This is a genomic window from Streptomyces sp. R818, from assembly GCF_056172735.1.
The window spans coordinates 224,932-247,757 of record NZ_JAOCNE010000001.1 but is presented as its reverse complement, the minus strand read 5'-3'; the positions used below and the strand labels follow the sequence as shown (position 1 = coordinate 247,757).

The window sequence follows — 22,826 nt, the reverse complement described above, 5'->3', positions numbered from 1 at the left end:
GGGCCGGGCCGAGGCCCGAGAGGAGGTCGGTGGAGCGGCTGCCCAGGACGGGGCCGGACGCGATGCCGCCCGCGACGGCGATGTAGGAGCGGATGCCCTTGGTTGCGGGCCCGGCGTCGAGAGTGGCCCCGGCCGGGACGCGGATCGGGGTGCCCCATCGGGCGGGTCTTCCGTTCACGGTGACCGGGCAGGGGGCGCCGCCGATCACTGCCGTGATGTCCGTGTCCGGGCGTACGGCGCAGCCCGTGAGGGTCGTCTCCAGTACGGCGGTGCCCTGCGGGTTGCCGACCAGTCTGTTGGCCAGGTCCATCGAAGGGGCGTCCAGGGCGCCTGACCTCGGTACGCCGAGGTGGGCGTGGCCCTGGCGGCCGGCGTCCTGAATCGTGGTGAGGGCGCCGGGGCGTATGACCGTCAGTTTTGTTGTCATCGTTCGCTCGGGTTCGGCTGCTCGCCGTAGCGGGTTGTGTCGGTCGCCGACTGGGCGTTGTGCGTGGCTGGTCGCGCAGTTCCCCGCGCCCCTGGCGGGGCGAATCTCACCCTTGTTCCAGGGGTGAGGAGGGCTGCTTGATCTCTGTCCGTGTCCCACAGGCGGGACGGGTCCCTCATCGTGCCGATGATCTGCCAGCCGCCCGGGGTCGCTCTCGGGTAGACCGCCGAGTACGGGCCCGCCAGGGCCACCGCTCCCGCCGGGACGCGGGTGCGCGGGGTCGCGTGGCGCGGGACGTGCAGGGGTTCGGGGAGGCCCGTCAGGTAGCCGAAGCCGGGGGCGAAGCCGCAGAAGGCCACGCGGTAGGTGTACCGGGCGTGGCGGGCGCCCACCTCGTCCTCGGGGACGCCCCACAGCGCCGCGACCTCGGCGAGGTCGGGGCCGTCGTACTCGACGGGAATCGTGATGACGTCGCCGTCGGCCGGAGGAGCGGCCGGGACGGTCCAGGTGGTGAGGGTGCGGGTCAGCGCGGCCGGGTCGGGGACGCCGTCGAGCAGGACCGTGCACGCGCCGGGGACGATCTCGGCGACCGGGGGCAGGGTGCCGTCGGCGCGGCGGCGCAGCAGTTCCGCGTGGAAGGCGCCGGTGCGCTCGGCGTCGGGGAGTTCGACGAGGAGCGCGTGGCGCCCCGCCGGACGGACCACCAGATCCGCGCTCACGTGAACGCGCCCACGGTGACACCGGCCTCTTCGAGGGCGGTGCGCACCCGTGCGGCGATCCTGGCGGCGCCCGGGGTGTCGCCGTGCACGCACAGGGAGCGGGCGGCGACCGCGACGCGCGTACCGTCGACCGCGTCGACCCCGCCGTCCACGGCGAAACCGACCGACCGGCGCACCACCGCGTCGGCGTCCTCGACCACCGCGCCGGGTTCGCGGCGCGACACGAGCGTGCCCTCAGGGGTGTAGGCCCGGTCGGCGAAGGCCTCCCGTACGGGGGTGAGGCCCGCTTCCGCGGCGGCGGTGAGGAGTTTCGAGCCGGGCAGGCCGAGGACCGGCAGGGCGCCGCCCGCGAGCCGGACCCCGGCGGCCACGGCGTGGGCCTGCGCGTCGTCGTGGACGGTGCGGTTGTAGAGCGCGCCGTGCGGTTTCACGTACGTCACCTCGGCCCCGGCCGCCTGTGCGAACACGCGCAACGCCCCGATCTGGTACGCCACTTCGGCGGCCAGTTCGTCCGGCGGTACGTCCATGGCGCGGCGGCCGAACCCGGCGAGGTCCCGGTAGGAGACCTGTGCGCCGATCCGTACCCCGCGCTCGGCGGCCAGGTCGCAGACGCGGCGCATGACGGAGGGGTCGCCCGCGTGGAAGCCGCAGGCGACGTTGGCGCTGGTCACCACGGAGAGGAGGGCCTCGTCGTCGGTGAGCGTCCAGCGGCCGAAGCCTTCGCCGAGGTCGGCGTTGAGGTCGATCTGCATCACCCGCTCAACGTAAGCGATCGTTCAACAATCCGACAAGGGGTCGATTTGATGGGTGATGCGCCACAACCTCTCGCTACCTCTTGTTCGATCGTTCAACGATCACCTAGGGTCCGTGCATCCCCCATGGAGGAGAGGACCTTCCGCTTCGCCTTGTTCTCCATGACGCCCAGCGCTCTCCCGTGCCCTCGTCGGCAAAGAAGGCAGCCGCATGATCGTGCTTCTCGGCGTGCTCGTGGTGATCCTCGGATTCGTCACGCGCCGCAATCCCGTCCTGGTGGTCGGCGTCGCCGGCATCGCCACCGGACTGCTCGGCAAGATGAACCCGCAGGAGATCCTCGCGGCCTTCGGGCACGCCTTCGCGGACAGCCGGTCGGTCACGGTCTTCGCCATCGTGCTCCCGGTGATCGGTCTCCTCGAGCGCTACGGGCTCCGCGAGCAGGCCCGCACCCTGATCGGGAAGCTCGGCAAGCTCAGCGCCGGCCGCTTCCTCACCGTCTACCTGCTCGTCCGCCAGGTCACGGCCGCTTTCGGCCTGAACAACCTCGGTGGCCCCGCGCAGACCGTGCGCCCGCTCGTCGCCCCGATGGCCGAGGCCGCCGCCGAACGCACCACCGGCGCGACCCTCCCCGACAAGATGCGCGAGAAGGTCCGCTCCTACTCGGCCTCCGCCGACACCGTCGGCGTCTTCTTCGGCGAGGACTGCTTCATCGCGATCGGCTCGATCCTGCTGATCACCGGCTTCGTGAACTCCACCTACCACGAGCAGCTCGAACCGACCCAACTCGCCTTGTGGGCCATCCCGTTGGCCGTCTGCGCCTTCGTCATCCACGGCGCCCGCCTGCTCCTGCTGGACAAGCAGCTGGAGCGCGAGATGGCGCTGGCCGCCGCCGAGAACGACCTGCCGCTGCCGCCCAAGACGCCCGGCCAGAGCCGTGAGGAGTCCGCCAAGTGATCAAGGTCGAATGGCTCTACTGGCTCATCGGTCTCGTCTTCGTCGTCATGGCCGTGCAGATGGCGCGGGACGCGAGCAACCCCAAGCGGTGGACCTCCGCCGCGTTCTGGGGACTGCTCGGACTGACCTTCCCGTACGGGACCGGGGTCGTCGAGGGCGGTGCGAGCTGGAGCCTGCCCGCCGAACCGCTCGGCGTCGCCGTCCTCGCGCTGATCGTGCTCGCCGGGTTCAACTTCATCGGCAAGGGCGAGCCGGTCACGACGACGCAGGAGCAGCGCGAGGCATCGGCTGCCCGCCTCGGCAACAAGCTCTTCATCCCGGCCGTCACCATCCCGGTCGTCGCCATCATCTGCGCGTCCTTCCTCGACGAGTCGGGCCTCTTCGAGACCGGCAAGGCGACGCTGATCGGGCTCGGACTCGGCTGCATCGTCGCGCTGGTCGTCGGGATGCTGGTCACGGGTGAGCGCAAGGTCTCCGTCCCGATCCACTCCGGGCGCTCGATGCTGGAGGCGATGGGCTCCGCGCTGCTGCTTCCCCAGCTCCTGTCGGTGCTCGGCTCGATCTTCGCGGTCGCGGGTGTCGGCACGCAGGTGGGCAAGATCGTCAACGACGTCCTGCCGGACAACTCCAAGTACTTCGCCGTGGTCGCCTACTGCGTCGGCATGTTCCTCTTCACCGTGATCATGGGCAACGCGTTCGCGGCGTTCCCCGTCATGACCGCGGCGATCGGCTGGCCGGTCCTCGTCCAGCAGATGCACGGCAACGAGGCCGGAGTCCTCGCCATCGGCATGCTCGCCGGGTTCGCCGGCACGCTCTGCACGCCGATGGCCGCCAACTTCAACATCGTCCCCGCGTCGTTGCTCGAACTGAAGGATCAGTACGGGCCGATCAAGGCGCAGCTGCCGACGGGGCTCGCGCTGCTCGTCTGCAACATCGTGATCATGGCCGTTTTCGCGGTCTAGGTTCCAGGAAGGACGCAGCTATGACCCGGGTCTTGCTCACGGGGTTCGAACCGTTCGGCGGGGAGCGGGTGAATCCGTCCTGGCAGGCGGCGGAACTTGTCGCCGACGCGGCGCCGGAGGGTGTTTCGGTGACGGCGGTCCGGCTCCCCTGCGTCTTCGGGGAGTCGCTGAAGGAGCTGCGGTCCGCGGTGGAGCGGGTCCGGCCCGATCTGGTGGTCGCGCTCGGCCAGGCGGGGGGCCGTCCCGGCGTCACCGTCGAACGCGTCGCGGTCAACGTCGACGACGCGCGCATCCCCGACAACGCGGGCGCCCAGCCGATCGACGAGCCGGTCGTTCCCGGTGCCCCGGCGGCGTATTTCTCTTCGTTGCCGGTGAAGGCGTGTGTGGCGGCGATGCGGGAGGCCGGGGTGCCGGCGGCGCTTTCCAACACGGCGGGCACGTTTGTCTGCAACCACGTGGCGTACGGGTTGGCGCACCTGCTGGCGACGGAGTTCCCCGCCGTCCGGGGCGGCTTCGTCCACGTCCCCTGGGCCCCGTCCCAGGTCCCGGACGGCACGGCCCCGTCACTCCCCCCGGAGACGGTGGCCGTCGGCATCAGAGCGCTTCTGGCCACGGCCGCGACGACCCGCACGGACGTGAAGGCAACAGAGGGCGCCACCCACTAGCCGTGGCGGGCCCATCGGTGCGTAGCCGAGCGCCCCACCGCGCCGACTGCCCGCGCAGTTCCCCGCGCCCCTGGAGCGTCTGCCCCGCTCGCGTCGTCATCGTCTACGGGTCGCGTCGTGGTTGCTCGCGCAGTTCCCCGCGCCCCTGGAAGGCGCACTTCGTGCGCCGATCCAGGGGCGGCGCCCCATGGAGGCGCGGCGAAGCCGCACCCTCCAGGGGCGCGGGGAACGGCGCGCCCAGCCACAACGAAACTGGCACCCGACAAACCGCCCCTCAAGACAGCGCACGAAGTGCGCGTCGCAGGGGCGCGGGGAACGGCGCGACCAGCCACGACGCACCCCGCACCCGATAAACCGCCGGAGGCAAGCGCACGGAGTGTGCGCCTCCAGGGGCGCGGGGAACTGCGCGCCCAGCCACACCCCACCCGCACCCGGCGTCGAACCCCGACCCGGCAGACGCCGCACCGACCCCGCCGGATCCCGGCCGAGCCCAAGAACCCCGAGAACCCCGAGAACCCCGAGAGGTCACCCCATGCTCACCCCGGAGGACACCGCCACGCTGGCAGCAGCCAACGTCACCCGAGAGTTCCCCAACTTCCCGGCCCACCTGGTGACCGGCCCCACCGAGAACACCCGCCCCAGCACATTGCACCCCGCGTTCTACGGCGCCTACGACTGGCACTCCTCGGTCCACATGCACTGGCTGCTCATCCGCACCCTCCCGAATCTCCCCGCCGCGACCCGAGCGACGTACACCGAGATCCTGGACCGCCACCTCACCACCCCGAACCTCACCACCGAGGCCGCATACCTCCTGGAAAGGCCCGGTTTCGAGCGCCCGTACGGCTGGGCCTGGCTGACCGCGCTGGCGGCGGAGTGCCGGGACACCCCGTACGAGGCGGCCTTCGCCCCGGCCGTCGACGCGGTCGACCGCCTGCTCACCGCCTGGCTGCCGAAGGCCACGTACCCGGTCCGCCACGGCATCCACAGCAACAGCGCGTTCGCCCTCGGCCTGATCCTGGACACGGGCGAGGCGGCGGGCCTGCCGGCCACGACGCTGGACGCCGTCCGGGACCGCCTGCGCACGTGGTTCGCCGACGACCACGACGCCCCCGCGCACTGGGAGCCCTCGGGCCAGGATTTCCTGTCACCCGCGCTCAGCGAGGCGGACGCGATGCGCCGGGTCCTGGACGGGCCCGGTTTCGAGGCATGGCTGGACCGCTTCCTGCCCGCGCTGCGCACCGGCGCCCCCTGCTCCGTACTGGACGTACCGGTCGTCTCCGACCATGCCGACCCCCAGATCGGCCACCTGCTCGGCCTGGCCCTCTCCCGGGCCGCGGCCCTGCGCCACATCGCGGCCGCGCTCCCGGCGGACAGCCCCGTACGGACCCGCCTGACCGGGGCCGCCGACGCCCACCTCACCGCGGGCCTCCCGGCGGTCGAGAGCGGCGACTTCACGACGGACCACTGGCTGGCGACGTTCGCGGAACTGGCCCGCACCGCGTAAGCCCCACCGCGTGAGCCCCGCGTAAGCCCACCGCGGAGAGACGGGCTGTTCGCATCGTGAGACCACGGTCCGGGCCTTGTCCGGGCTGTGGCAGACTGCGGGCGTGCTCTCGTTCGCCATGATTATTGGCAGCAGGCGCGCCGGTCCGCAGTGACCGTCTCGTACGACCACGTACGGGCGGACACCGTCGTCCTCGACCCGCGCGCAGACCTCTCGCACCCGCGAGAGGTTTTTCTCGTTTCTGGCCCACCCATGCCAGGCGGAGAGCGCGCGGGATCATAGTCGGACGGTGGAGCCGGTCATTCCGGTAGACCGAGATCCCATACAGGAGCCAGATCAGCATGAGCAGCAGCCCCAGCGAACGCACCGACGAACGCAACGGCGAACGTAACGGCGCGGGCACCGGCGTACTCGACGATTCCTTCCACGTCTTCGACACGACGCTGCGCGACGGCGCGCAGCGCGAGGGCATCAACCTCACCGTCGCGGACAAGCTGACCATCGCACGGCATCTGGACGACTTCGGCGTGGGCTTCATCGAGGGCGGCTGGCCCGGCGCCAACCCCCGCGACACCGAGTTCTTCGCCCGCGCGCAGGCGGAGATCGACTTCCGGAACGCCCAGCTCGTGGCGTTCGGCGCGACGCGCCGCGCGGGCGCCAAGGCATCCGAGGACCCGCAGGTCAAGGCGCTCCTGGACTCCGGCGCCCCGGTGATCTGCCTGGTCGCCAAGTCGCACGACCGGCACGTCGAACTGGCGCTCCGCACCACCCTCGACGAGAACCTGGAGATGGTCCGCGACACGGTCTCGTACCTGGTCGCGCAGGGCCGCCGCGTCTTCGTCGACTGCGAGCACTTCTTCGACGGCTACCGCGCCAACCCGGCCTACGCGAAGTCCGTCGTCCGCACCGCCCACGAGGCCGGCGCCTCCGTCGTGGTCCTCTGCGACACCAACGGCGGCATGCTCCCCGCCCAGGTCCAGGCGATCGTGCACACGGTCCTCGACGACACCGGCGCCCGGCTCGGCATCCACGCCCAGGACGACACGGGCTGCGCCGTCGCCAACACCCTCGCCGCCGTCGACGCGGGCGCCACCCACGTGCAGTGCACCGCCAACGGCTACGGCGAGCGCGTCGGCAACTCCAACCTCTTCCCGGTCGTCGCCGCCCTGGAGCTGAAGTACGGCAAGAAGGTTCTTCCCGACGGCGCGCTCAGCGAGATGACCCGTATCTCGCACGCCATCGCCGAGGTCGTGAACCTGACCCCGTCCACGCACCAGCCCTACGTGGGTGTCTCCGCGTTCGCCCACAAGGCGGGCCTGCACGCCTCCGCCATCAAGGTCGACCCGGACCTCTACCAGCACATCGACCCCGACCTCGTCGGCAACCGCATCCGCATGCTCGTCTCCGACATGGCGGGCCGCGCCTCCATCGAGCTCAAGGGCAAGGAGCTGGGCGTCGACATCTCCGGCGACCGCGAACTGGTCGGCCGTGTCGTCGAGCGCGTCAAGGACCGCGAGCTGAAGGGCTACACGTACGAGGCGGCCGACGCCTCCTTCGAACTCCTCCTGCGCGAGGAGGCCGAGGGCCGCGCCCGCCGCTACTTCCGCGTCGAGTCCTGGCGCGCCATCGTCGAGGACCGCCCCGACGGCACCCACGCCAACGAGGCGACCGTGAAGCTCTGGGCCAAGGGCGAGCGCATCGTCGCCACGGCCGAGGGCAACGGCCCGGTCAACGCCCTCGACCGGGCCCTGCGCGTCGGCCTGGAGCGCATCTACCCCGAACTCGCGGCGATGGAGCTGGTCGACTACAAGGTCCGCATCCTGGAGGGCAAACACGGCACGTCCTCCACGACCCGCGTCCTCATCTCCACGACAGACGGCGCGGGCGAATGGTCGACGGTGGGCGTCGCGGAGAACGTGATCGCGGCGTCGTGGGGCGCCCTGGAGGACGCGTACACGTACGGGCTTCTGAGGGCGGGCGTCGAGCCGGTCGAGTAAGCCCCCATCACCGGAGGGGCCGCACGACACGGCCCCTCCGCACACAATCAAGCCCCTCCGGCGATTGAGGAGCGGGGTCCGGGGCAGAGCCCCGTGACGGCCACCTACGACAGGGCCCACTTCTGGTTCGCCGCGCCGGTGCACGACCAGACCTGCGTAGCAGTTCCGTCCGCCGAAGAATTCCCGGTCACATCAAGGCACTTGTCGGCCCCGACATTCACAAGATCCCCGGACCCGGCCTCGTACCGCCACTGCTGCGCGCCCGACCCATTGCAGTCGTACAGCTGCACCTTCGCCCCATCGGCAGTGGACCCCCCACTGACATCAAGGCACTTGCCGAGCGCCCGCACGGACCCGTCCGCCTTGACGGTCCAGGTCTGGTTCTGCGAACCGGAGTAGCAGGACCAGATCTGGGCCACGGCCCCGTTCGCCGTGGACCCGTCCCGCACATCGAGGCATTTGCCCCCGAGCCCGTGGAAGGCCCCCACGCGATCCGAGCCCCCGGCCTGGGACCCGCTCCAGCTGAACGTCGCCGACGTCTTCCCCGGCAGGGAGTACGTCAGGTGCTGCCCACCCCAGTTGAGGGTGACGTTCTGCGCACTCGACGCGTCGTTGTAGGCGATGACGGCCTTGGACCCGTCGGTGTTGCGCCAGGCGACGTTCGGCACGGCGCTGGAACCGGTCGAGGCGATCCGCGAGGCCCCGGGCCGGACGAACTTCGTCAGATGCCCCATCGTGTAGTACTCGATGTTGTAGTCGACCTGCCCGGAGCGGCTGTCACCGTTGTGCACGGTGATGAGCCCGTCGCACGTACCGCAGCCGCCGTTGTGCGGCCCCCGGTTCTGGTCGACGGCGAGGGACCACTTGGTCACCGACTTCGCCCAGTTGCGGGTGTAGTCGATGATGTTCATCATGTCCTCGCGCTGCTGGTTGGCGATCCAGGTGCCACCGGAGTGCTCGGTCTGGAAGGCGTCGAGCTGCGGGTACTTGTTGTGGATCTCGGTCTGCTTGGTGATGTCGCCGCCGTAGCCGTGCCAGGCTATGCCGCCGAAGTTCGGGTGTGAGCGCACGGCGGCGTCGTCCACGGTCGGGGCGGCGTAGGCGTCGTAGGTGTCCCAGTTCCAGTCATGGGCGAGCACCTTGGTCCTCACACCCGCGCCCGCGAGCTTGGGCAGCAGCTCGCTCTTGGTGAAGTAGGCGAGCCCGGAGCCGTTCCAGCTCATCGAGGGGTAGCCGGAGCAGCAGGTCGGCTCGTTCTGCGCGGTGACGTAGTCGATGGGGACGCCGGCCGCCTGGTACGCCTGGATGTACTTCACGAAGTAGGTGGCGTAGGCGCCGTAGTTCTCGGCCTTGAGCCAGCCTCCGTTGAGCTGTCCGCTGTCCTTCATCCAGGCGGGCGCGGTCCACGGGGACGCCATGACGGTGGCGGCGGGGTTGAGCTGCTTGGCCTGCTTGGTGAGGGGCAGGACGTCGGCCTGGTCGTGCGCGATGGAGAACTTGGCGAGCGACGGGTCGGTCTGTCCGGCCGGCACGTCGTCATACGTATAACCGAAGCGAGCGAGGTCCGAGCCGCCCATGGGGTTGCGGATGAAGGAGAGTCCGATGCCCTCGGTCGGCGAGAACAGCTTCTTCATCGTGGCGTCGCGGGTGGCGGACGACAGGGCGCCGCTGCTGTTCATCAGCCAGGCCGCGGTGTCCGTGAACGAGGCGCCGCCGCCGGTGAACGTCTGGTAGCGGGTGTTCTCGTCGACGGTGATGTTGGTGCCGCTGCCGCCGGTGCCCGCCTGGAAGGAGACCGGGGCCTGCTGCTGCAGTCCGCGCGTGACGTGGCGGCCGCCGCTGTCGTCGGTGGTGGTGAGATGGACGGTGACCTGCTCACCGGCTGCGTGTGCCGGACCGGCGCCGGCGCCGAGCCCGACGCCGGTGAGCCCGGCGGTGGTGAGTGCTCCGGCCAGCAACAGCCGGAGCAGGGGTGTGGGGGTGCGCACGGATGCCTCCTGTGTCCCAACAGTTCAACAGTGCACTCTCATGGCTTAGTTCAAGTCGTGAGTAAAAGGGCCTCCCATGCTCACGTCAAGACTTCACGTCGCGAACACCCCGATCCGTCATTCACACCCCGGCTGGGTTAGCGTCGAGGTATGAGGCCTCTCCTCGCGGCCGTCGCCGCCCCGCTGCTCGCTCTGGCCGCGACGTTCGCCGTCACGCCCTCCGCCTACGCCGCCTCGGACGTCTCCACGGTGGCGGACGCCCTGGAGAAGAGCCCGGTCTACGTCGATCCGGCCGCGTCCGGCGATCTGACCTCGGCGGACGTCGACGCGCTCGAACGACGGATCAAGGACGCGGACAAGCCGGTGATGGTGGCGGTGCTGCCCGCCGACTTCCCGAAGAAGGACCTGTTCACCGACCTCCGTACGAAGACGGGCGTGGTCGGCGTGTACGGGGTGCGGCTCGGCGACGCCTTCGAGGCGCGCGCCGACCGCGCGGTCATGTCCAACGCGGCCGTTCAGAACCTGACGACGAGCGTGCGCGGCGAACCGCTGAGCGAGCAGCTCGACGACTTCGTCTCCACGGCCGTCCGCACGGCGCGCGGATCGGCGCCCTCGTCCTGGGACGGGGCGGGCGGCACGAGCGACGGCGTCTCGGCGGGCCCGCTGATCGGCGTCGGCGCGGTCGTCGTGGTCGGCGGCGCGGGCATCTACGCCCTCAGCCGCCGCAACCGGCGCCGCAAGGAGCAGGAGCAGCGCGAGGCGCTCGACAAGCTGCGGGTCGTCGTCGACGAGGACATCACCGCGTTCGGCGAGGAGCTGGACCGCCTCGACTTCCACCCGGCGGAGGCGGGCGCCGACGACGCGATGCGCGCGGACTACGAGCGCGCGCTCGACGCCTACGAGAAGGCGAAGCAGTACATGGCCGCCGCCCAGCGCCCCGAAGAGGTGCGCGGAGTGACCCAGGCCCTGGAGGACGGCCGGTTCTCCCTCGCCCTCCTCGCCGCCCGCCGCGAGGGCCGCCCGCTGCCCGAGCGCCGCGCCCCCTGCTTCTTCGACCCGCGCCACGGCCCGTCGGTCGAGGACGCCGACTGGACCCCGCCCGGCGGCGCGACCCGCCGGGTCCCGGTCTGCGCCGCCGACGCCACGCGCCTGCGCGACGGCGCCGAGCCCATGATCCGCACGGTCGACGCGGGCGCGGGCGAGCGCCGCCCCTACTACGACGCCGGTCCGATGTACGGCCCCTGGGCGGGCGGCTACTTCGGCGGCGGCATGCTCCCCGGCCTCCTCGTCGGCACCATGCTCGGCTCGATGATGGCGGGCCCCGCCTACGCCGCCGACTACGGCTCCGGGTACGGAGACTTCGGCGGCGGAGACGGTTTCAGCGGCGGCGACTACTCCGGGTCGGACTTTGACGCGTCGGACTTCGGTGACTTCGGCGGCGGGGGCGACTTCGGAGGCGGCGGGGACTTCGGCGGAGGCGGCGACTTCGGGGGCGGCGGCAACTTCTGAGCCGCCGCCCGGGCCGGGTCGGCCGGGTCAGCGGAGATGCCGGGCGAAGAAGCGCAGGGTGCTGTCGAGTTCGTGCGCCGGGAGGTCTCCGTGCTTGCCCGGGTTGGCGTGCAGGGTCTTCTCGGCCGAGCCGAAGGCGTCGTACAGGGCCAGTCCCTGGTCGCGGGGGACGCGCTCGTCGTCCCACTGGAGCAGGAACTCGACGGGCACGGTGATCCGCGCCGCCGCCTCCGCCGAGGCGAGCGCGCCGCCGAGCCCGAGCACGGCCGCACGGACCCGGGGCTCGTCGGCGACGAACGGGACGCCGAGCCCGCACCCGAGCGACACACCCCAGTAGCCGACGGGCCCGGCCCCGACGTGGCCCAGCGCTTGTACCGCGTCCAGGACAGCCCGCCATTCCGGCACGGTCCGACGGGCGACGAGCGCCTGGAACGCGGCGATGAGCGGTCCGGGCTCGGCCCCCGCCTCGATACGGGCCTGGTTCTCGGCGGCGAGCCGGTCGTACGCCTCGACCTTGGGCCGGTCGCCATGGGCGGGCACGTCGGGGACGACGACGGCGAATCCGCCCTCGGTGACGAGCCGGTGGGCGCGGTCGGCGATCTCCGGGTCCTTCTTGTGCCGGCCGCCGCCGTGGCCCATGAGGACGAGGGGGCGGGCGGTGTCGGTGGCGCGGTCCGGTGTCCACAGGACGCAGGGCACGTCGAGGTGGGTGAACACCTGTTCGCGGACGCGGACGCGGGCGCCGTCCGATGACGAGGACGATGATGACGACGACGTGTCGGAGAGAAAACGCATAGCGGTGACGCCTTTCGGGATGCCTCTGCGGGCACTCCCTATGCCATGCGATCCGCCCTGCGAGGGAGGTGGGAGGCCCGAGCTGTCATTGCGTTGATCGGACTCACCTCCCAGATATGTGTGCGTGTCGGTGGCACGGCGGCAGGAAACGTATCACGCCAACGGGTGCGCGTGCGTGGCTAGTTGCGGCTCAGGGACCGCGTCACACCGGCCAGGACCGTCGTCGTCAGCACCCAGCCGAGCGCGATCAGCGCGTACGCGAGCCCCTGCACACCGCCCTCCGCCCAGTGCCAGCCGTCGCGCTGGCCGAGGCCGCCGACCGGGATGAGCAGGTCGAGGGTGTACGCCACCGGGTTGAAGGGCGCGCCCTCGCCCGGCTTGTCGGGGAGGGGCGTGTGCGTGTGGAAGACGACCGAGCCGATGAGTGTCAGCACGGCCAGCCAGATCCCGGCGATCCAGGGCCGGTAGCCGTAGCCGACGGTCGCTTCGAGGAGCCAGCCCCAGATCCGTCCGAGCGGCCGTTGCGTCACCCGCCGCCTGCGCTCCCGCACCAGCAGGACACGACGAGCCTCGTCCTCATGGCCCAGCCTGCGGTAGTGCGCGGCAAGTTGCTCGTACGGCTGCGGCGCGAACACCGGCTGGAACCGCAGCCAGGCCAGCCGGTTCGCCGTGTCCTCACGCTGGGTGCGCCCCGTCGTCTCCATCCAGTCGTACGTCAGCCCGTCCAGACCCAGAGGCGTGCGCCACGTGCTCGGCTTGTCCTGTATGCGGGTCGCGCGCGCGTTGCGCAGGTTCACGCCGCCTGCGGGCGTCTGCGCGAACCGCAGGTCAAGGGCCTCTACCTGCGCCCCGACCGCCATCAGCGACGAACCTACGCCCATGAGTTCGGCGCCGTTGAACGACAGCAGGTCATCGATCCGTACCCCGCGCAACCGCACCCGGCCCTCCGCCCGGAACCCCTCTTGCATCCGCACGGTCGACGCCCGCAACCCGTCCCCGTTGAAGACGACCTCCTCCGGAGAGGTGCCGATCAGCCGTGCCCCGCGCATCCACAGCCCGCCGGGCAAATCCGCGCCGGGCAGGAGAACCTGGCCGTGGGCGACGAACCCGTTCTCGCAGAAGACGCCGCCCTGCATGACGAGACCGCCCCCGTTCAGGGCGATCTCCTCCGACGCCACCAGGTGGGCCCGGTCGAGCCGCAGCCCGCCCGCTATGTGCGCGTGCACGACGTTCACTGCGCCGCGACGGCCCCCGGTGATCGTCGACCCCCGCAGATCGAGCCGCCCACCGATCTGCGCGGTCGGCGCGACGAATCCGGGCAGCTCGCAGTCCGTCACCGAGAAGGCGAGCGTGCTCGCGCCCTCCAGGGTCATCGCCCCGTCGAACCGACACCCCTCGAACCGCACGAGCCGCTTGATCTCGGCCCCGTCCAGGGCGAGTGCGCCGCGTACGTGGGTGTCCCGAAGGATGTACGGCTCGGACTGCGCGTCCGGGTCGAGAATCTGCTCCCTGACGCGCGCGGCGTCGATACGTCTATTGGGGTCGGGTGACATGTGTGCGGAGGAAGGTTGTCCAGGTGTCGGGGCTGACGGTGAGGGTGGCGCCGGTGGCCGGGTTGTTCTTGGAGTCGCGGATGTGGATGGCGGTGGCGTGTGTGGCGACCTCGACGCAGTTGCCGCCTTGGTCGGTGCTGTAGGTCGACCTCCGCCAGTCGCAGGCGACTTCGAGGCAGTTGCCGCCCTCGCTGCCGCTGTAACTGGACTTCAACCAGACGGGTCCGGCCATGGTCATGTGGCTCCTAGCCGCTTCTCAGGGCCGGGTGACATGTGTGCGGAGAAACGCGGCCCAGGTGTCGGGGCTGACGGTGAGGGTGGCACCGCTACCAGGGTCGTTCTTGGAGTCGCGAATGTGGACCGCGGTGGCGTGTGTGGCGACCTCGACGCAGTCGCCGCCTTGGCTGCTGCTGTAGGTCGACTTCCGCCAGTCGCAAGCGACTTCGAGGCAGTTACCCCCGTTGTCGCCGCTGTAACTGGACTTGATCCAGACGGGCCCGGCGTTGTTTGCTGCGGTGTTCATGAGGCTCCTAGCAGTGTGTCCAGCATGCGCGTGCTCTCTGCTGGGGATAGTGCCTGTGACCGCAGCATTCCATACTTCAGCTGAAGAGAGTGGACCTCGCCGGGGTCCTCGACGAGGGCGCTGATGCATTGGCTCTCAAGGTAGGCCACGCTGTCGTGGTCGATGGTTTCCACGAGCACCATCGGGCCACTGAGGCCAGCGTGCGGCTGCCGCGACGTTGGCATGATCTGCACGCCCACACACTGGAGCCGGCTCAGTTCGATGACGCGTAGGACCTGCGCCCGCATCACGTCCGGGCCTCCGACGGGGCGCTCGAACGCTACCTCCTCGATGATGAAGTTGCAGCAGGGCGGATGCTCCCGCTTCCAGATCGACTGCCGCTCCAGGCGCCCGGCGAGCCAGTCCTCCAGCGTCTCGTCCTCGATCGGTGGGTAGCAGGAGTCGAAGACCGCGCGCATGTACGCGGGAGTTTGCAAAAGACCTGGGACGACCTGCGTCTCGTACGTCTGGATCGCCCGCGCCTTCTGCTCCAGTTCCACCAGGTCGGCCACGAGCAGGGGAAACTTCTCGCGTGCGGGGATCTTGGCCACCCCTACCTGCAATGTGCCGCCCGTTCGGAACAGGTCGTCAAGGGCCACCGCCAGCGCCAGACTGACCGGGCGCCTGCCCTGTTCAATGGATGCGATCTTGTCCGGGCTCACGCGCAACGTCTCGGCCAACTCGGCCTGGGTCATCCCGGCGATCCTGCGGTGCAGCGCAATCTGCGCCCCGATCGCGTGCCACGAAGTCACCTGTTTCTTCATACGCGCACCCTGCCCATCCTCACCCCGCCCCGAGCGGAGCGAACTCGTACAAACGCAGATGTACGACCTACCGCGCTGCCCAAGCGGAGCGCCCCCGCGCGAGGGTGACCGCCATGGAACAACTGCCGTACCGGCGCGAGGCGTTCTACCGCCGCGAACGCAAATCAGTACCTGCGGCCCGCGCCTTCACAGCCTGGGCGTTGCGGGATTGGTGTGCAACCGAACGCCTTGACGATGCACTCCTGTGCGTAAGCGAGTTGGCGACGAACGCGTTGCTGCACGGCGTGCCGCCCGGGCGGGGTTTCCGGTTGCACATCGGGATGGGGGCGGACGGGGTCGTCAGGATCGAGGTGGAGGACAGCGGCGACGGCACGGTCGAGGCCGTCGCGCCGCGCCCCGAGGCCGAGAACGGCCGGGGCCTCCTCCTCGTGGCCGCGCTGGCGGACAAGTGGGGCACAGGGGTGCGGGACCCGGGCAAGAGCGTGTGGTGCGAGTTCGGGCGCGAGGCTCAGTGACGTGATGAGGACCCGGACTCCAGCTCCTCGGGGCGGGGTTTGGGGACCCGGGCCCCCTCCCCGTACATCCACCGCGACAAAGCGACCCGCACGCGCGGACGCACCCCGCGCTGACCCGTAGCCGGCGCCAGAGCCACCGGCTCCTCGTGCTGGGTCAGCCGGAACACCTCCTCGCGCGGCAAGCGCTCATGCACCTCCACGTACTCCCCGTGCGGGAGCCGCTTGACGAGCCCGGTCTCGCGGCCGTGCAGCACCTTGTCCCGGTCGCGGCGCTGCAACCCCAGGCACACCCGCTTCGTCAGGATGAACGCAAGCACCGGCCCCGCGATCAGCGCCACCCGCGCGCACCACGTGATGGCGTTCACGGACAGGTGGAAGTGTGTGGCCCAGAGATCGTTCGCGCCGGCCGCCATGGCCACGAGGAAGCCGGTGATCCAGGCGACCCCCAGACCCGTCCGCACGGGCCGGTTCCGGGGCCGGTCCAGGAGATGGTGTTCGCGGCGGTCACCGGTGACCCACGCCTCGACGAACGGCCACACCCCGATGAGGACCAGCCACAGCGGGAACGCGAGGAACGGGACGAGGATGCCGAGGTTCAGGGTGTGGCCCCAGGCCGCGATCTCCCAGCCCGGCATCACCCGCACAAGGCCCTCCGCGAAGCCCAGGTACCAGTCGGGCTGGGCGCCCGTGGAGACCTGGTCGGGGCGGTAGGGCCCGTAGACCCAGACCGGGTTGATCGACGCGATGGCGGCGATCGCCGCCACCACCCCGAAGACGAGGAAGAAGAAGCCGCCCGCCTTCGCCACGTAGACGGGGAAGAACGGCTGCCCGACCACGTTCTTCTCGGTCTTTCCGGCGCCCGGGAACTGAGTGTGCTTGTGGTAGAAGACCAGGATCAGGTGGGTGACCACGAGTGCCGCCATGATGCCGGGCAGCAGCAGGATGTGGATCGAGTAGAAGCGGGCCACGATGTCGTCGCCGGGGAACTCGCCGCCGAAGAGGAAGAACGACAGATACGTCCCGACGATCGGGATCGAGAGCGTCATGCCCTCGATCAGGCGCATGCCCGCGCCCGACAGCAGGTCGTCCGGGAGCGAGTAGCCGAGCAGGCCCTCGAAGAGGGCGAGGAACAGCAGCAGCCAGCCGAACAGCCAGTTCAGCTCGCGCGGCTTGCGGAACGAGCCCGTGAAGAAGTGCCGCATCATGTGCACGAACATCGCCGCGACGAAGATGAGCGCCGCCCAGTGGTGGATCTGCCGGATGAGCAGTCCGCCGCGCACGTCGAAGCTGATGTCGAGCGTCGAGGCGTACGCCTCGGACATCCGGATGCCCTTCAGCGGGACGTAACTCCCCTGGTACGTCACCTCGTTCATCGACGGGTGGAAGAAGAGCGTGAGGTAGACGCCGGTCAGGATCAGGATGAGGAACGTGTAGAGGCAGACCTCGCCAAGGAGGAACGACCAGTGGTCGGGGAAGACCTTGCGCAGGTACTTGCGGCCCAGGCCGTAGATGCCCAGGCGGCCGTCGACCCAGTCGGCGACGCGTTCGCCCGCCTCGGGCGCCGGGGGCCGCTCGGCGGCGCGGGTGGTGCTGTCGGACATGACTGCCTCCCGTCGGTGCTCACTGTCGTGACACCCGGGAAGGGGCCGGATGTGACATGGACGGCCGCACTGTGTGCCACGTCACACGTCTCGTGGCGATGGGCTTACCGGCGGTAACAAACCACTTCAGGTCAAAGAACAAGACCGGTCGCTCTGCGCGCATGGCCGCTCACGAACTGGCAATGAATGGCCATGGCGTTCACACGCTGCACACCAGTCACATCCGTCACGCACAACCACAACTCAGCGAGAAGGGACGGACATGCAGAAGCAGACGCAGCCGCGACAGCAGGCGGCCAAGAAGCCTTACGCGAAGCCCGCCATGTTCCAGCAGGGCGACTTCACGAAGACGACCGCCGGTTACTTCTACGGCGCCTACTCCGAGTGGATCACCCGCCGCTTCACCTGAGCCACACGAGACCCACTGACCAGGAATGGTGCAGATGCCCGGCCGCCACACGCACGACTGCTTCGTCGTCCTGCCCGACACCGACGCGGGCCGAGCGGCGGCCGGGCCTCTTCTCGCCAGCGGCGCCGCCCCGGACGGCGTCCATGTCTTCCGGTACCCCTCCGGACGCCCCTGGCTCATCGCCCGCACCCCGCTGCGCCGCGTCAGCAGCGCCGCCCACGGGCCGGACGCCGCCGTCGTCCTCATCGGGCCGGACGAGATCCCCGAACCGGAACTCGCCGCCGACCTGCGCGCCACCCGCGACAACGCCGCCCTCCACAGCCGCTTGGCCCGCCGCCTGCCCGGCCTCCACCACGTCATCTCCCGCAGGGGATCGGACAGGGGATCGGAGACGTGGATCCGCGGCACCGCCTCCGGACTGCGCCGCGTCCACTCCACCGAAGGACCCGGGCCCCGCCTCGTCTCCGACCGGCCCGCCGTCCTCGCCCGCCTCACCGGCGCCGCGCCCGACGAGACCGCGCTCGCCCTGCGCCTCCTCGACTTCCTGCCGTACCCGCTCAGCGGGCGGCCCGTGTGGCGCGGCATTACCGAGACCGACCCGGCGTACGCGCTCGTCCTGCGCCCCGACGGCACCACCACGACCCGCCGCTGGTGGCACGCCCCGGACGCCGAACTCCCCGTCGCCGACGGGAGGTCACGTCTCGCCGACGCCCTCGAACGCTCGGTCCGCGCCCACCTCGCCGGCCGCACCCGCGTCAGCTGCGAACTCTCCGGCGGCCTCGACTCCACCTCCCTGACCTTCCTCGCACGCCGGACCACCCCCGACGCCGCTCTCACCCTCCTCACCGTGGCCTCCCGCGAGGCCCACGCGGAGGACGAGACATGGGCCCGCCGCGCGGCCGAACTGGCCCGCGCCACACCGGGAGGCGCGCTCGCCCACCACGTCATCCCGGCCGAGGAAGCGCCCCTCTTCTACGCGGGCGTCAGCGCCCCGCCCGACCCCGGCGGCGACGGCTTCGACGGCCTCACCGATGAGCCTTTGCCCGTCGCGCCCGCCCGCGCCCGCGCCCGCATGTTGCTCGCCCGCGCCGCGGCCGCCGGATCCGAGTGCCACCTCACCGGATACGGCGGCGACGAACTCTTCATGGGGCTGCCCGCCGCCTCCCGCGACCTCTTCCCGCGCCACCCGCTGGCCGCCTGGAACCGGGTCTCCGCCGTCCGCCACCAACTGGGCTGGCCGCTCGCCGCGACGGCCCGCGCCCTGCTCACCCGGCCCTCGTTCCCGCGCTGGCTCGCCGGGGCCGTGACCGACCGGGCCGCCCCGACCGCCCGGACCCCGCAACTGTCCTGGGGCGTCCGCCAGATCCTGCCGCCCTGGCTGACCCCGGACGCGCGCGGCCTCGTGCACGACGCGTTCCGGGCCGCTGCCGCCGCGCATCCGGCACCCCTCGCCCCGCGCCCCGGCCGCCACCTCGACCTCGACACGATCCGCATCGGTGCCCGCCACTTCCGGGCCATGGAGGAGTACGGGCTCGCCCTCGGCCTGCCGGTCGCCGCGCCGATGTACGCCGACCACGTCATCGAGGCCACCCTCGCCGTACGCCTCACGGACCGCATCGACCCCGGGCGTTACAAGCCGCTCCTCGCGGAGGCCGTCCGCGACATCGTCCCGGCGGCGCTGCTCGCCCGCACCACCAAGGACCACATGAACGGCGACCACACGCAGGGGCTCGTCCAGCACGCGGACGAACTGAGGGAACTGTGGGCGCCGGACGCCTCCCGCCTCGCCGCCCTCGGCCTCGTGGACGCGCGTCAGCTCGACGCCCTCGCCGCCGACCCGTACTCCCCGCTGCACACCCGGCACTCCATCGACGCGACGGTCGCCTGCGAGATGTGGCTGCGCACCGTCGACCCCGCCGACATCCACAGGAAGGTCCCGACCTCGTGAGACTCAGAGACGGCATCGCGGTCACCGGCACCGACTACGGCGGCGTACTCCTCGACCAACGCGCCGGAACGTACTGGCAGTTGAACGAGACCGGCACCGTCGTCCTCACCGCCCTCGCCGACGGCCACGGCCCCGACGGCGCCGTCGAACGGCTCCTCGCCGCCTTCGACATCGACCGCGCCCAGGCCGAGGCGGACGTCGCCGAACTCACCCGGCAGCTCGTCGACGCGAAGATGGCCACGCCGTGAGCACCGAGATGACCATGCCGGGCCGCGACGCGCGGCGCGGCCCGCGCGTGCGCCTCGCCGTCGGCGCGGCCCTCCTCATCGCCCGGCTCCGCCCCGACCGGCTGCGCCGCCTGCTCGGCCGCATCGGCCGGGGCGCCCGCCCCGCCACCTACGCGGAGGCACTGGCCGCGTACGAGTCCGTCGTCACCGCCAGCCGGCGCTGCGCGGGCTGGTACGGCTGCCTGCCTCGCTCCGTCGCCATCGCTTTGCTGTGCCGCGCCTCCGGCACCTGGCCGGACTGGCACGCCGGGGTCCGCGCCGCGCCCCCGTTCGCCCCGCACGCCTGGGTCACCGCCGAGGGCAGGCTCGTGGGGGAGCGGGCGGAGGCGTCGGAGTACCGCCCGCTGATGACGGTCCCCGCTCCGGGGAGGACACCGGCCGATGGCCGCTGAGCTGCGCCGACTCCTCGCCCACGCCCGCCCGCACGCCCAACCCCTCGCCCTCGGCGGCGTCCTCGCCCTCGCCGGATCGGGCGCCGGGCTCGCGATGCCGGTGATGGCGAAGTACGCGGTGACGGCCTTCGCCGAGGACCGCTCACCGGCCCCGGCGCTGCTCCTTCTGACCGTCGTCGTCCTGGCGGGCGCGGCGCTGACGGCGGGCGGCAGCTACCTCATGGCGCGCACCGGGGAAGCGGTCGTCCTCGGCGCCCGCGACCGCCTGGTGGCCCGTATGCTCCGCCTCGACGTCGCCGCCGTCGACCGGCTGACACCCGGCGCCCTCCTCACCCGCGCCACCAGCGACACCACGCTCCTGCGCACGGTCCTGTCGCGCAGCCTCGTCGAGTCGGCGAGCGGCGCGCTCACCCTGCTCGGCACGATCGTGCTGATGGGCGTCATGGATCTGGTCCTGCTCGGCGTGACGCTCCTCGTCCTCGCCGTGGTCGCGGGCGCGCTCGCCCTGCTCATGCCGCACATCCGGCGCGCCCAGGCGCAGGCGCAGGACGCGGTAGGGGAGATGGGCTCGACCCTCGACCGCGCCCTGCAGTCCTTCCGCACGGTCAAGGCGAACGGCGCCGAGGCCCGCGAGCACACCGCCGTCACCGCCGCCGCCCGCCGCGCCCACGACCGGGGGCTGACCGTGGCCCGCTGGACCTCCGCCTCCGACGTCTCGATGCTCGTGTCCGTGCAGGTGGCGTTCCTGTGCGTGCTCGGCGTGGGCGGCGCCCGGGTCGCCTCCGGCGCCCTGGACATCGCCTCGCTGATCGCGTTCCTGCTGTACCTGTTCTACCTCGTGGCCCCGCTCGGCCAGCTCACGGAGGGCTGGGTGGGCCTGAACAGCGGCCTGGCGGCGATCACCCGCCTCACGGAGATCGAGGGGCTGGCGCAGGAAACCACGGAGATGGAGAAGCCGGCGCAGGAGACCACGGAGATGGACGAGCCGGCGCAGGAGACCGGGAAGATCGAGGAGCCGGTGCGGGAGGAAGCGCCCGGCACCACCCGCACCCGGCCGGAACCGTCCACCCCCCTCTCCCTCGCCTTCACCGACGTCGGCTTCCGCTACGACGCCGGCCGCGCCCCCGCCCACACCGGCCTGACCTTCGACGTCCCGGCCGGTGGCCTCACCGCGCTCGTCGGGCCCTCGGGCGCGGGCAAGTCCACCGTCTTCGCTCTCCTCGAACGGTTCTACGACCACGACTCCGGCCGCCTCACGATCGGCGGGCGCGACATCCGGGACTGGCCGCTGACCGGCCTGCGCGCCGCGCTCGGCTACGTGGAGCAGGACGCGCCCGTCCTCGCGGGCACCCTGCGCGACAACCTGCTCTACGCCGCCCCGGACGCGACCGGCGACGAACTCCGCGACGTCGTCGGCCGCACCCGCCTCACCGACCTCGTCGCCCGGCTCCCGGACGGCCTGGACACCCCCGTCGGCCACCGCGGCGTGCTGCTCTCGGGCGGCGAGCGTCAACGCGTCGCGATCGCGCGGGCGTTGCTCCGCCGGCCCCGGCTGCTCCTGCTCGACGAGGTGACCGCGAACCTCGACGCGGTCAACGAACAGCACCTGCGCGAGGTCGTCCGCGACCTGGCCGCCCGGACGACGGTCCTGGTGATCGCGCACCGGCTGTCCACCGTCGTCGACGCGGACCACATCGTCGTCCTGGAGAACGGGCGGGCCCGCGCCCAGGGCACCCACGCCGAACTGCTCGAACGGGACTCCCTGTACGCCGAGTTGGCGGCCACGCAACTCGTGACCGCCTCAACTCGCTGACCCTCCCGCGATGCGTCAGGCCTTCTTGATCGCCGAGATGTCGAAGTTCAGCTTGATCTTGTCGGAGATCAGGACACCGCCGGTCTCGAGCGCGGCGTTCCAGGTCAGGCCCCACTCGGAGCGCAGGAGCTCGGCCTTGCCCTCGAAGCCGACGCGCTCGTTGCCGAACGGGTCCTTCGCGGAGCCGTTGAACTCCAGGTCGATGGTGAGCGGCTTGGTGGTGCCGAGGATCGAGAGGTCACCGGTGACGCGGTAGTCGGAGCCGCCGAGCGGTTCGGCGGACGTCGTACGGAACGTCATCGTCGGGAACTCGTCGATCTTGAAGAAGTCGGCGCTCTTGAGGTGCCCGTCCCGGTCCGCGTTGCCCGTGTCGATGCTCGCCATCCGCACGTCGAACGAGGCCGTGGACTTGGCCGGGTCCGAACCGTCCAGGTACAGCTCACCGGTGAAGTCGGTGAAGCCGCCCTTCACGTTCGTCACCATGGCGTGCCGGGCGACGAAGCCGAGCGTCGTGTGCGCGGGGTCGACGGTGTACTCACCGGTGAGGGCGGCCAGCTCGGGGTCGACGGCGGCCGGGGTGGCGGTGGCGGTGGCGGTCTCGTTCTTGCGGTTGAAGATACCCATGACGTGCTCCTTGGGGACGGGTCGGCACGTGGATGCCGCTCGATGTTGAACGTTGAACTATCAACTGAGGACGACTGTAGCG

At 71.2% G+C, this 22,826-nt stretch carries 23 protein-coding genes; 12 read left to right on the top strand and 11 right to left on the bottom strand.

Annotated features, from left to right (window positions below; all coding sequences use genetic code 11):
* The 3 genes from N5I75_RS01095 to N5I75_RS01085 form a co-directional block, all read right to left on the bottom strand.
* Window positions 1–427, bottom strand: a 427-nt coding sequence (locus N5I75_RS01095) for a 5-oxoprolinase subunit C family protein (protein ID WP_476673292.1), incomplete at its 3' end; no start/stop codon positions are given.
* Entirely contained in the window at window positions 424–1,146 is a 723-nt protein-coding gene (locus tag N5I75_RS01090) for a 5-oxoprolinase subunit B family protein (protein ID WP_476673290.1), read from the bottom strand. The genes N5I75_RS01090 and N5I75_RS01095, both read right to left, overlap by 4 nt.
* Window positions 1,143–1,898: a LamB/YcsF family protein gene (locus N5I75_RS01085; RefSeq protein ID WP_476673833.1), complete on the bottom strand. Its 756-nt coding sequence runs from the start codon at window positions 1,896–1,898 to the stop codon at window positions 1,143–1,145. The genes N5I75_RS01090 and N5I75_RS01085 overlap by 4 nt, the downstream gene beginning before the upstream one ends.
* 211 nt (window positions 1,899–2,109) lie before the next feature.
* Between N5I75_RS01085 and N5I75_RS01080 the strand changes: the two genes are divergently transcribed.
* From N5I75_RS01080 to cimA, 5 genes are all read left to right on the top strand, one after another.
* Window positions 2,110–2,853, top strand: coding sequence for a DUF969 domain-containing protein (locus N5I75_RS01080; protein WP_476673288.1), 744 nt, complete (start codon window positions 2,110–2,112; stop codon window positions 2,851–2,853).
* The gene (locus N5I75_RS01075) at window positions 2,850–3,815 is read left to right on the top strand and encodes a DUF979 domain-containing protein (protein ID WP_476673286.1); all 966 of its coding nucleotides are present in this window, start codon (window positions 2,850–2,852) and stop codon (window positions 3,813–3,815) included. Before N5I75_RS01080 ends, N5I75_RS01075 begins: the two co-directional genes overlap by 4 nt.
* Before the next feature lie 20 nt (window positions 3,816–3,835).
* Window positions 3,836–4,480, top strand: coding sequence for a pyroglutamyl-peptidase I (gene pcp / locus N5I75_RS01070; RefSeq protein WP_476673284.1), 645 nt, complete (start codon window positions 3,836–3,838; stop codon window positions 4,478–4,480).
* A gap of 532 nt (window positions 4,481–5,012) precedes the next feature.
* The gene (locus N5I75_RS01065; protein WP_476673282.1) at window positions 5,013–5,987 is read left to right on the top strand and encodes a DUF2891 domain-containing protein; all 975 of its coding nucleotides are present in this window, start codon (window positions 5,013–5,015) and stop codon (window positions 5,985–5,987) included.
* Between the two features lie 341 nt (window positions 5,988–6,328).
* Entirely contained in the window at window positions 6,329–7,984 is a 1,656-nt protein-coding gene (cimA, locus tag N5I75_RS01060; RefSeq protein ID WP_476673280.1) for a citramalate synthase, read from the top strand.
* 104 nt (window positions 7,985–8,088) lie between these two features.
* Here the strand turns inward: cimA and N5I75_RS01055 are convergent, their stop codons facing one another.
* Complete coding sequence (locus tag N5I75_RS01055; protein WP_476673278.1) at window positions 8,089–9,972, bottom strand: ricin-type beta-trefoil lectin domain protein; 1,884 nt, start codon at window positions 9,970–9,972, stop codon at window positions 8,089–8,091.
* A 150-nt stretch (window positions 9,973–10,122) separates the two neighbouring features.
* Between N5I75_RS01055 and N5I75_RS01050 the strand changes: the two genes are divergently transcribed.
* Window positions 10,123–11,481, top strand: a complete 1,359-nt coding sequence (locus N5I75_RS01050) for a hypothetical protein (RefSeq protein WP_476673276.1) — start codon at window positions 10,123–10,125, stop codon at window positions 11,479–11,481.
* Between the two features lie 27 nt (window positions 11,482–11,508).
* Here N5I75_RS01050 and N5I75_RS01045 read toward each other — a convergent pair whose 3' ends face one another.
* From N5I75_RS01045 to N5I75_RS01025, 5 genes are all read right to left on the bottom strand, one after another.
* On the bottom strand, window positions 11,509–12,276 hold the full coding sequence (locus N5I75_RS01045) for a dienelactone hydrolase family protein (protein WP_476673274.1): 768 nt from the start codon (window positions 12,274–12,276) through the stop codon (window positions 11,509–11,511).
* A gap of 179 nt (window positions 12,277–12,455) precedes the next feature.
* Window positions 12,456–13,829, bottom strand: coding sequence for an oxidoreductase (locus N5I75_RS01040; protein WP_476673272.1), 1,374 nt, complete (start codon window positions 13,827–13,829; stop codon window positions 12,456–12,458).
* Window positions 13,810–14,067 carry a DUF397 domain-containing protein gene (locus N5I75_RS01035; protein WP_476673270.1) on the bottom strand — a complete coding sequence of 86 codons (258 nt, stop codon included), beginning with the start codon at window positions 14,065–14,067 and terminating at the stop codon, window positions 13,810–13,812. Before N5I75_RS01035 ends, N5I75_RS01040 begins: the two co-directional genes overlap by 20 nt.
* Before the next feature lie 18 nt (window positions 14,068–14,085).
* Window positions 14,086–14,352, bottom strand: a complete 267-nt coding sequence (locus N5I75_RS01030) for a DUF397 domain-containing protein (RefSeq protein WP_476673268.1) — start codon at window positions 14,350–14,352, stop codon at window positions 14,086–14,088.
* The gene (locus tag N5I75_RS01025) at window positions 14,349–15,155 is read right to left on the bottom strand and encodes a helix-turn-helix domain-containing protein (protein WP_476673266.1); all 807 of its coding nucleotides are present in this window, start codon (window positions 15,153–15,155) and stop codon (window positions 14,349–14,351) included. The genes N5I75_RS01030 and N5I75_RS01025 overlap by 4 nt, the downstream gene beginning before the upstream one ends.
* 113 nt (window positions 15,156–15,268) lie before the next feature.
* On the opposite strand from N5I75_RS01025, the gene N5I75_RS01020 reads away from it, so the two are divergent.
* On the top strand, window positions 15,269–15,670 hold the full coding sequence (locus tag N5I75_RS01020) for an ATP-binding protein (RefSeq protein ID WP_476673264.1): 402 nt from the start codon (window positions 15,269–15,271) through the stop codon (window positions 15,668–15,670).
* On the opposite strand, the gene qcrB is transcribed toward N5I75_RS01020, so the two are convergent.
* The gene (gene qcrB / locus N5I75_RS01015) at window positions 15,664–17,271 is read right to left on the bottom strand and encodes a cytochrome bc1 complex cytochrome b subunit (protein ID WP_476673262.1); all 1,608 of its coding nucleotides are present in this window, start codon (window positions 17,269–17,271) and stop codon (window positions 15,664–15,666) included. The genes N5I75_RS01020 and qcrB overlap by 7 nt on opposite strands.
* A gap of 262 nt (window positions 17,272–17,533) precedes the next feature.
* Between qcrB and N5I75_RS01010 the strand changes: the two genes are divergently transcribed.
* Genes N5I75_RS01010 through N5I75_RS00990 form a run of 5 tightly spaced genes read left to right on the top strand, consistent with a single transcriptional unit; the run spans window position 17,534 to window position 22,120 of the window.
* Entirely contained in the window at window positions 17,534–17,680 is a 147-nt protein-coding gene (locus N5I75_RS01010) for a keywimysin-related RiPP (RefSeq protein WP_476673260.1), read from the top strand.
* Window positions 17,681–17,714: 34 nt separating this feature from the next.
* Complete coding sequence (locus N5I75_RS01005) at window positions 17,715–19,628, top strand: asparagine synthase-related protein (protein WP_476673258.1); 1,914 nt, start codon at window positions 17,715–17,717, stop codon at window positions 19,626–19,628.
* On the top strand, window positions 19,625–19,876 hold the full coding sequence (locus N5I75_RS01000) for a lasso peptide biosynthesis PqqD family chaperone (RefSeq protein WP_476673256.1): 252 nt from the start codon (window positions 19,625–19,627) through the stop codon (window positions 19,874–19,876). The genes N5I75_RS01005 and N5I75_RS01000 overlap by 4 nt, the downstream gene beginning before the upstream one ends.
* On the top strand, window positions 19,873–20,307 hold the full coding sequence (locus tag N5I75_RS00995; protein WP_476673254.1) for a lasso peptide biosynthesis B2 protein: 435 nt from the start codon (window positions 19,873–19,875) through the stop codon (window positions 20,305–20,307). Before N5I75_RS01000 ends, N5I75_RS00995 begins: the two co-directional genes overlap by 4 nt.
* Entirely contained in the window at window positions 20,297–22,120 is a 1,824-nt protein-coding gene (locus tag N5I75_RS00990) for an ABC transporter ATP-binding protein (protein WP_476673252.1), read from the top strand. The genes N5I75_RS00995 and N5I75_RS00990 overlap by 11 nt, the downstream gene beginning before the upstream one ends.
* 15 nt (window positions 22,121–22,135) lie before the next feature.
* Here N5I75_RS00990 and N5I75_RS00985 read toward each other — a convergent pair whose 3' ends face one another.
* Window positions 22,136–22,744, bottom strand: a complete 609-nt coding sequence (locus tag N5I75_RS00985) for a YceI family protein (RefSeq protein WP_476673250.1) — start codon at window positions 22,742–22,744, stop codon at window positions 22,136–22,138.
* Window positions 22,745–22,826: the final 82 nt, after the last annotated feature.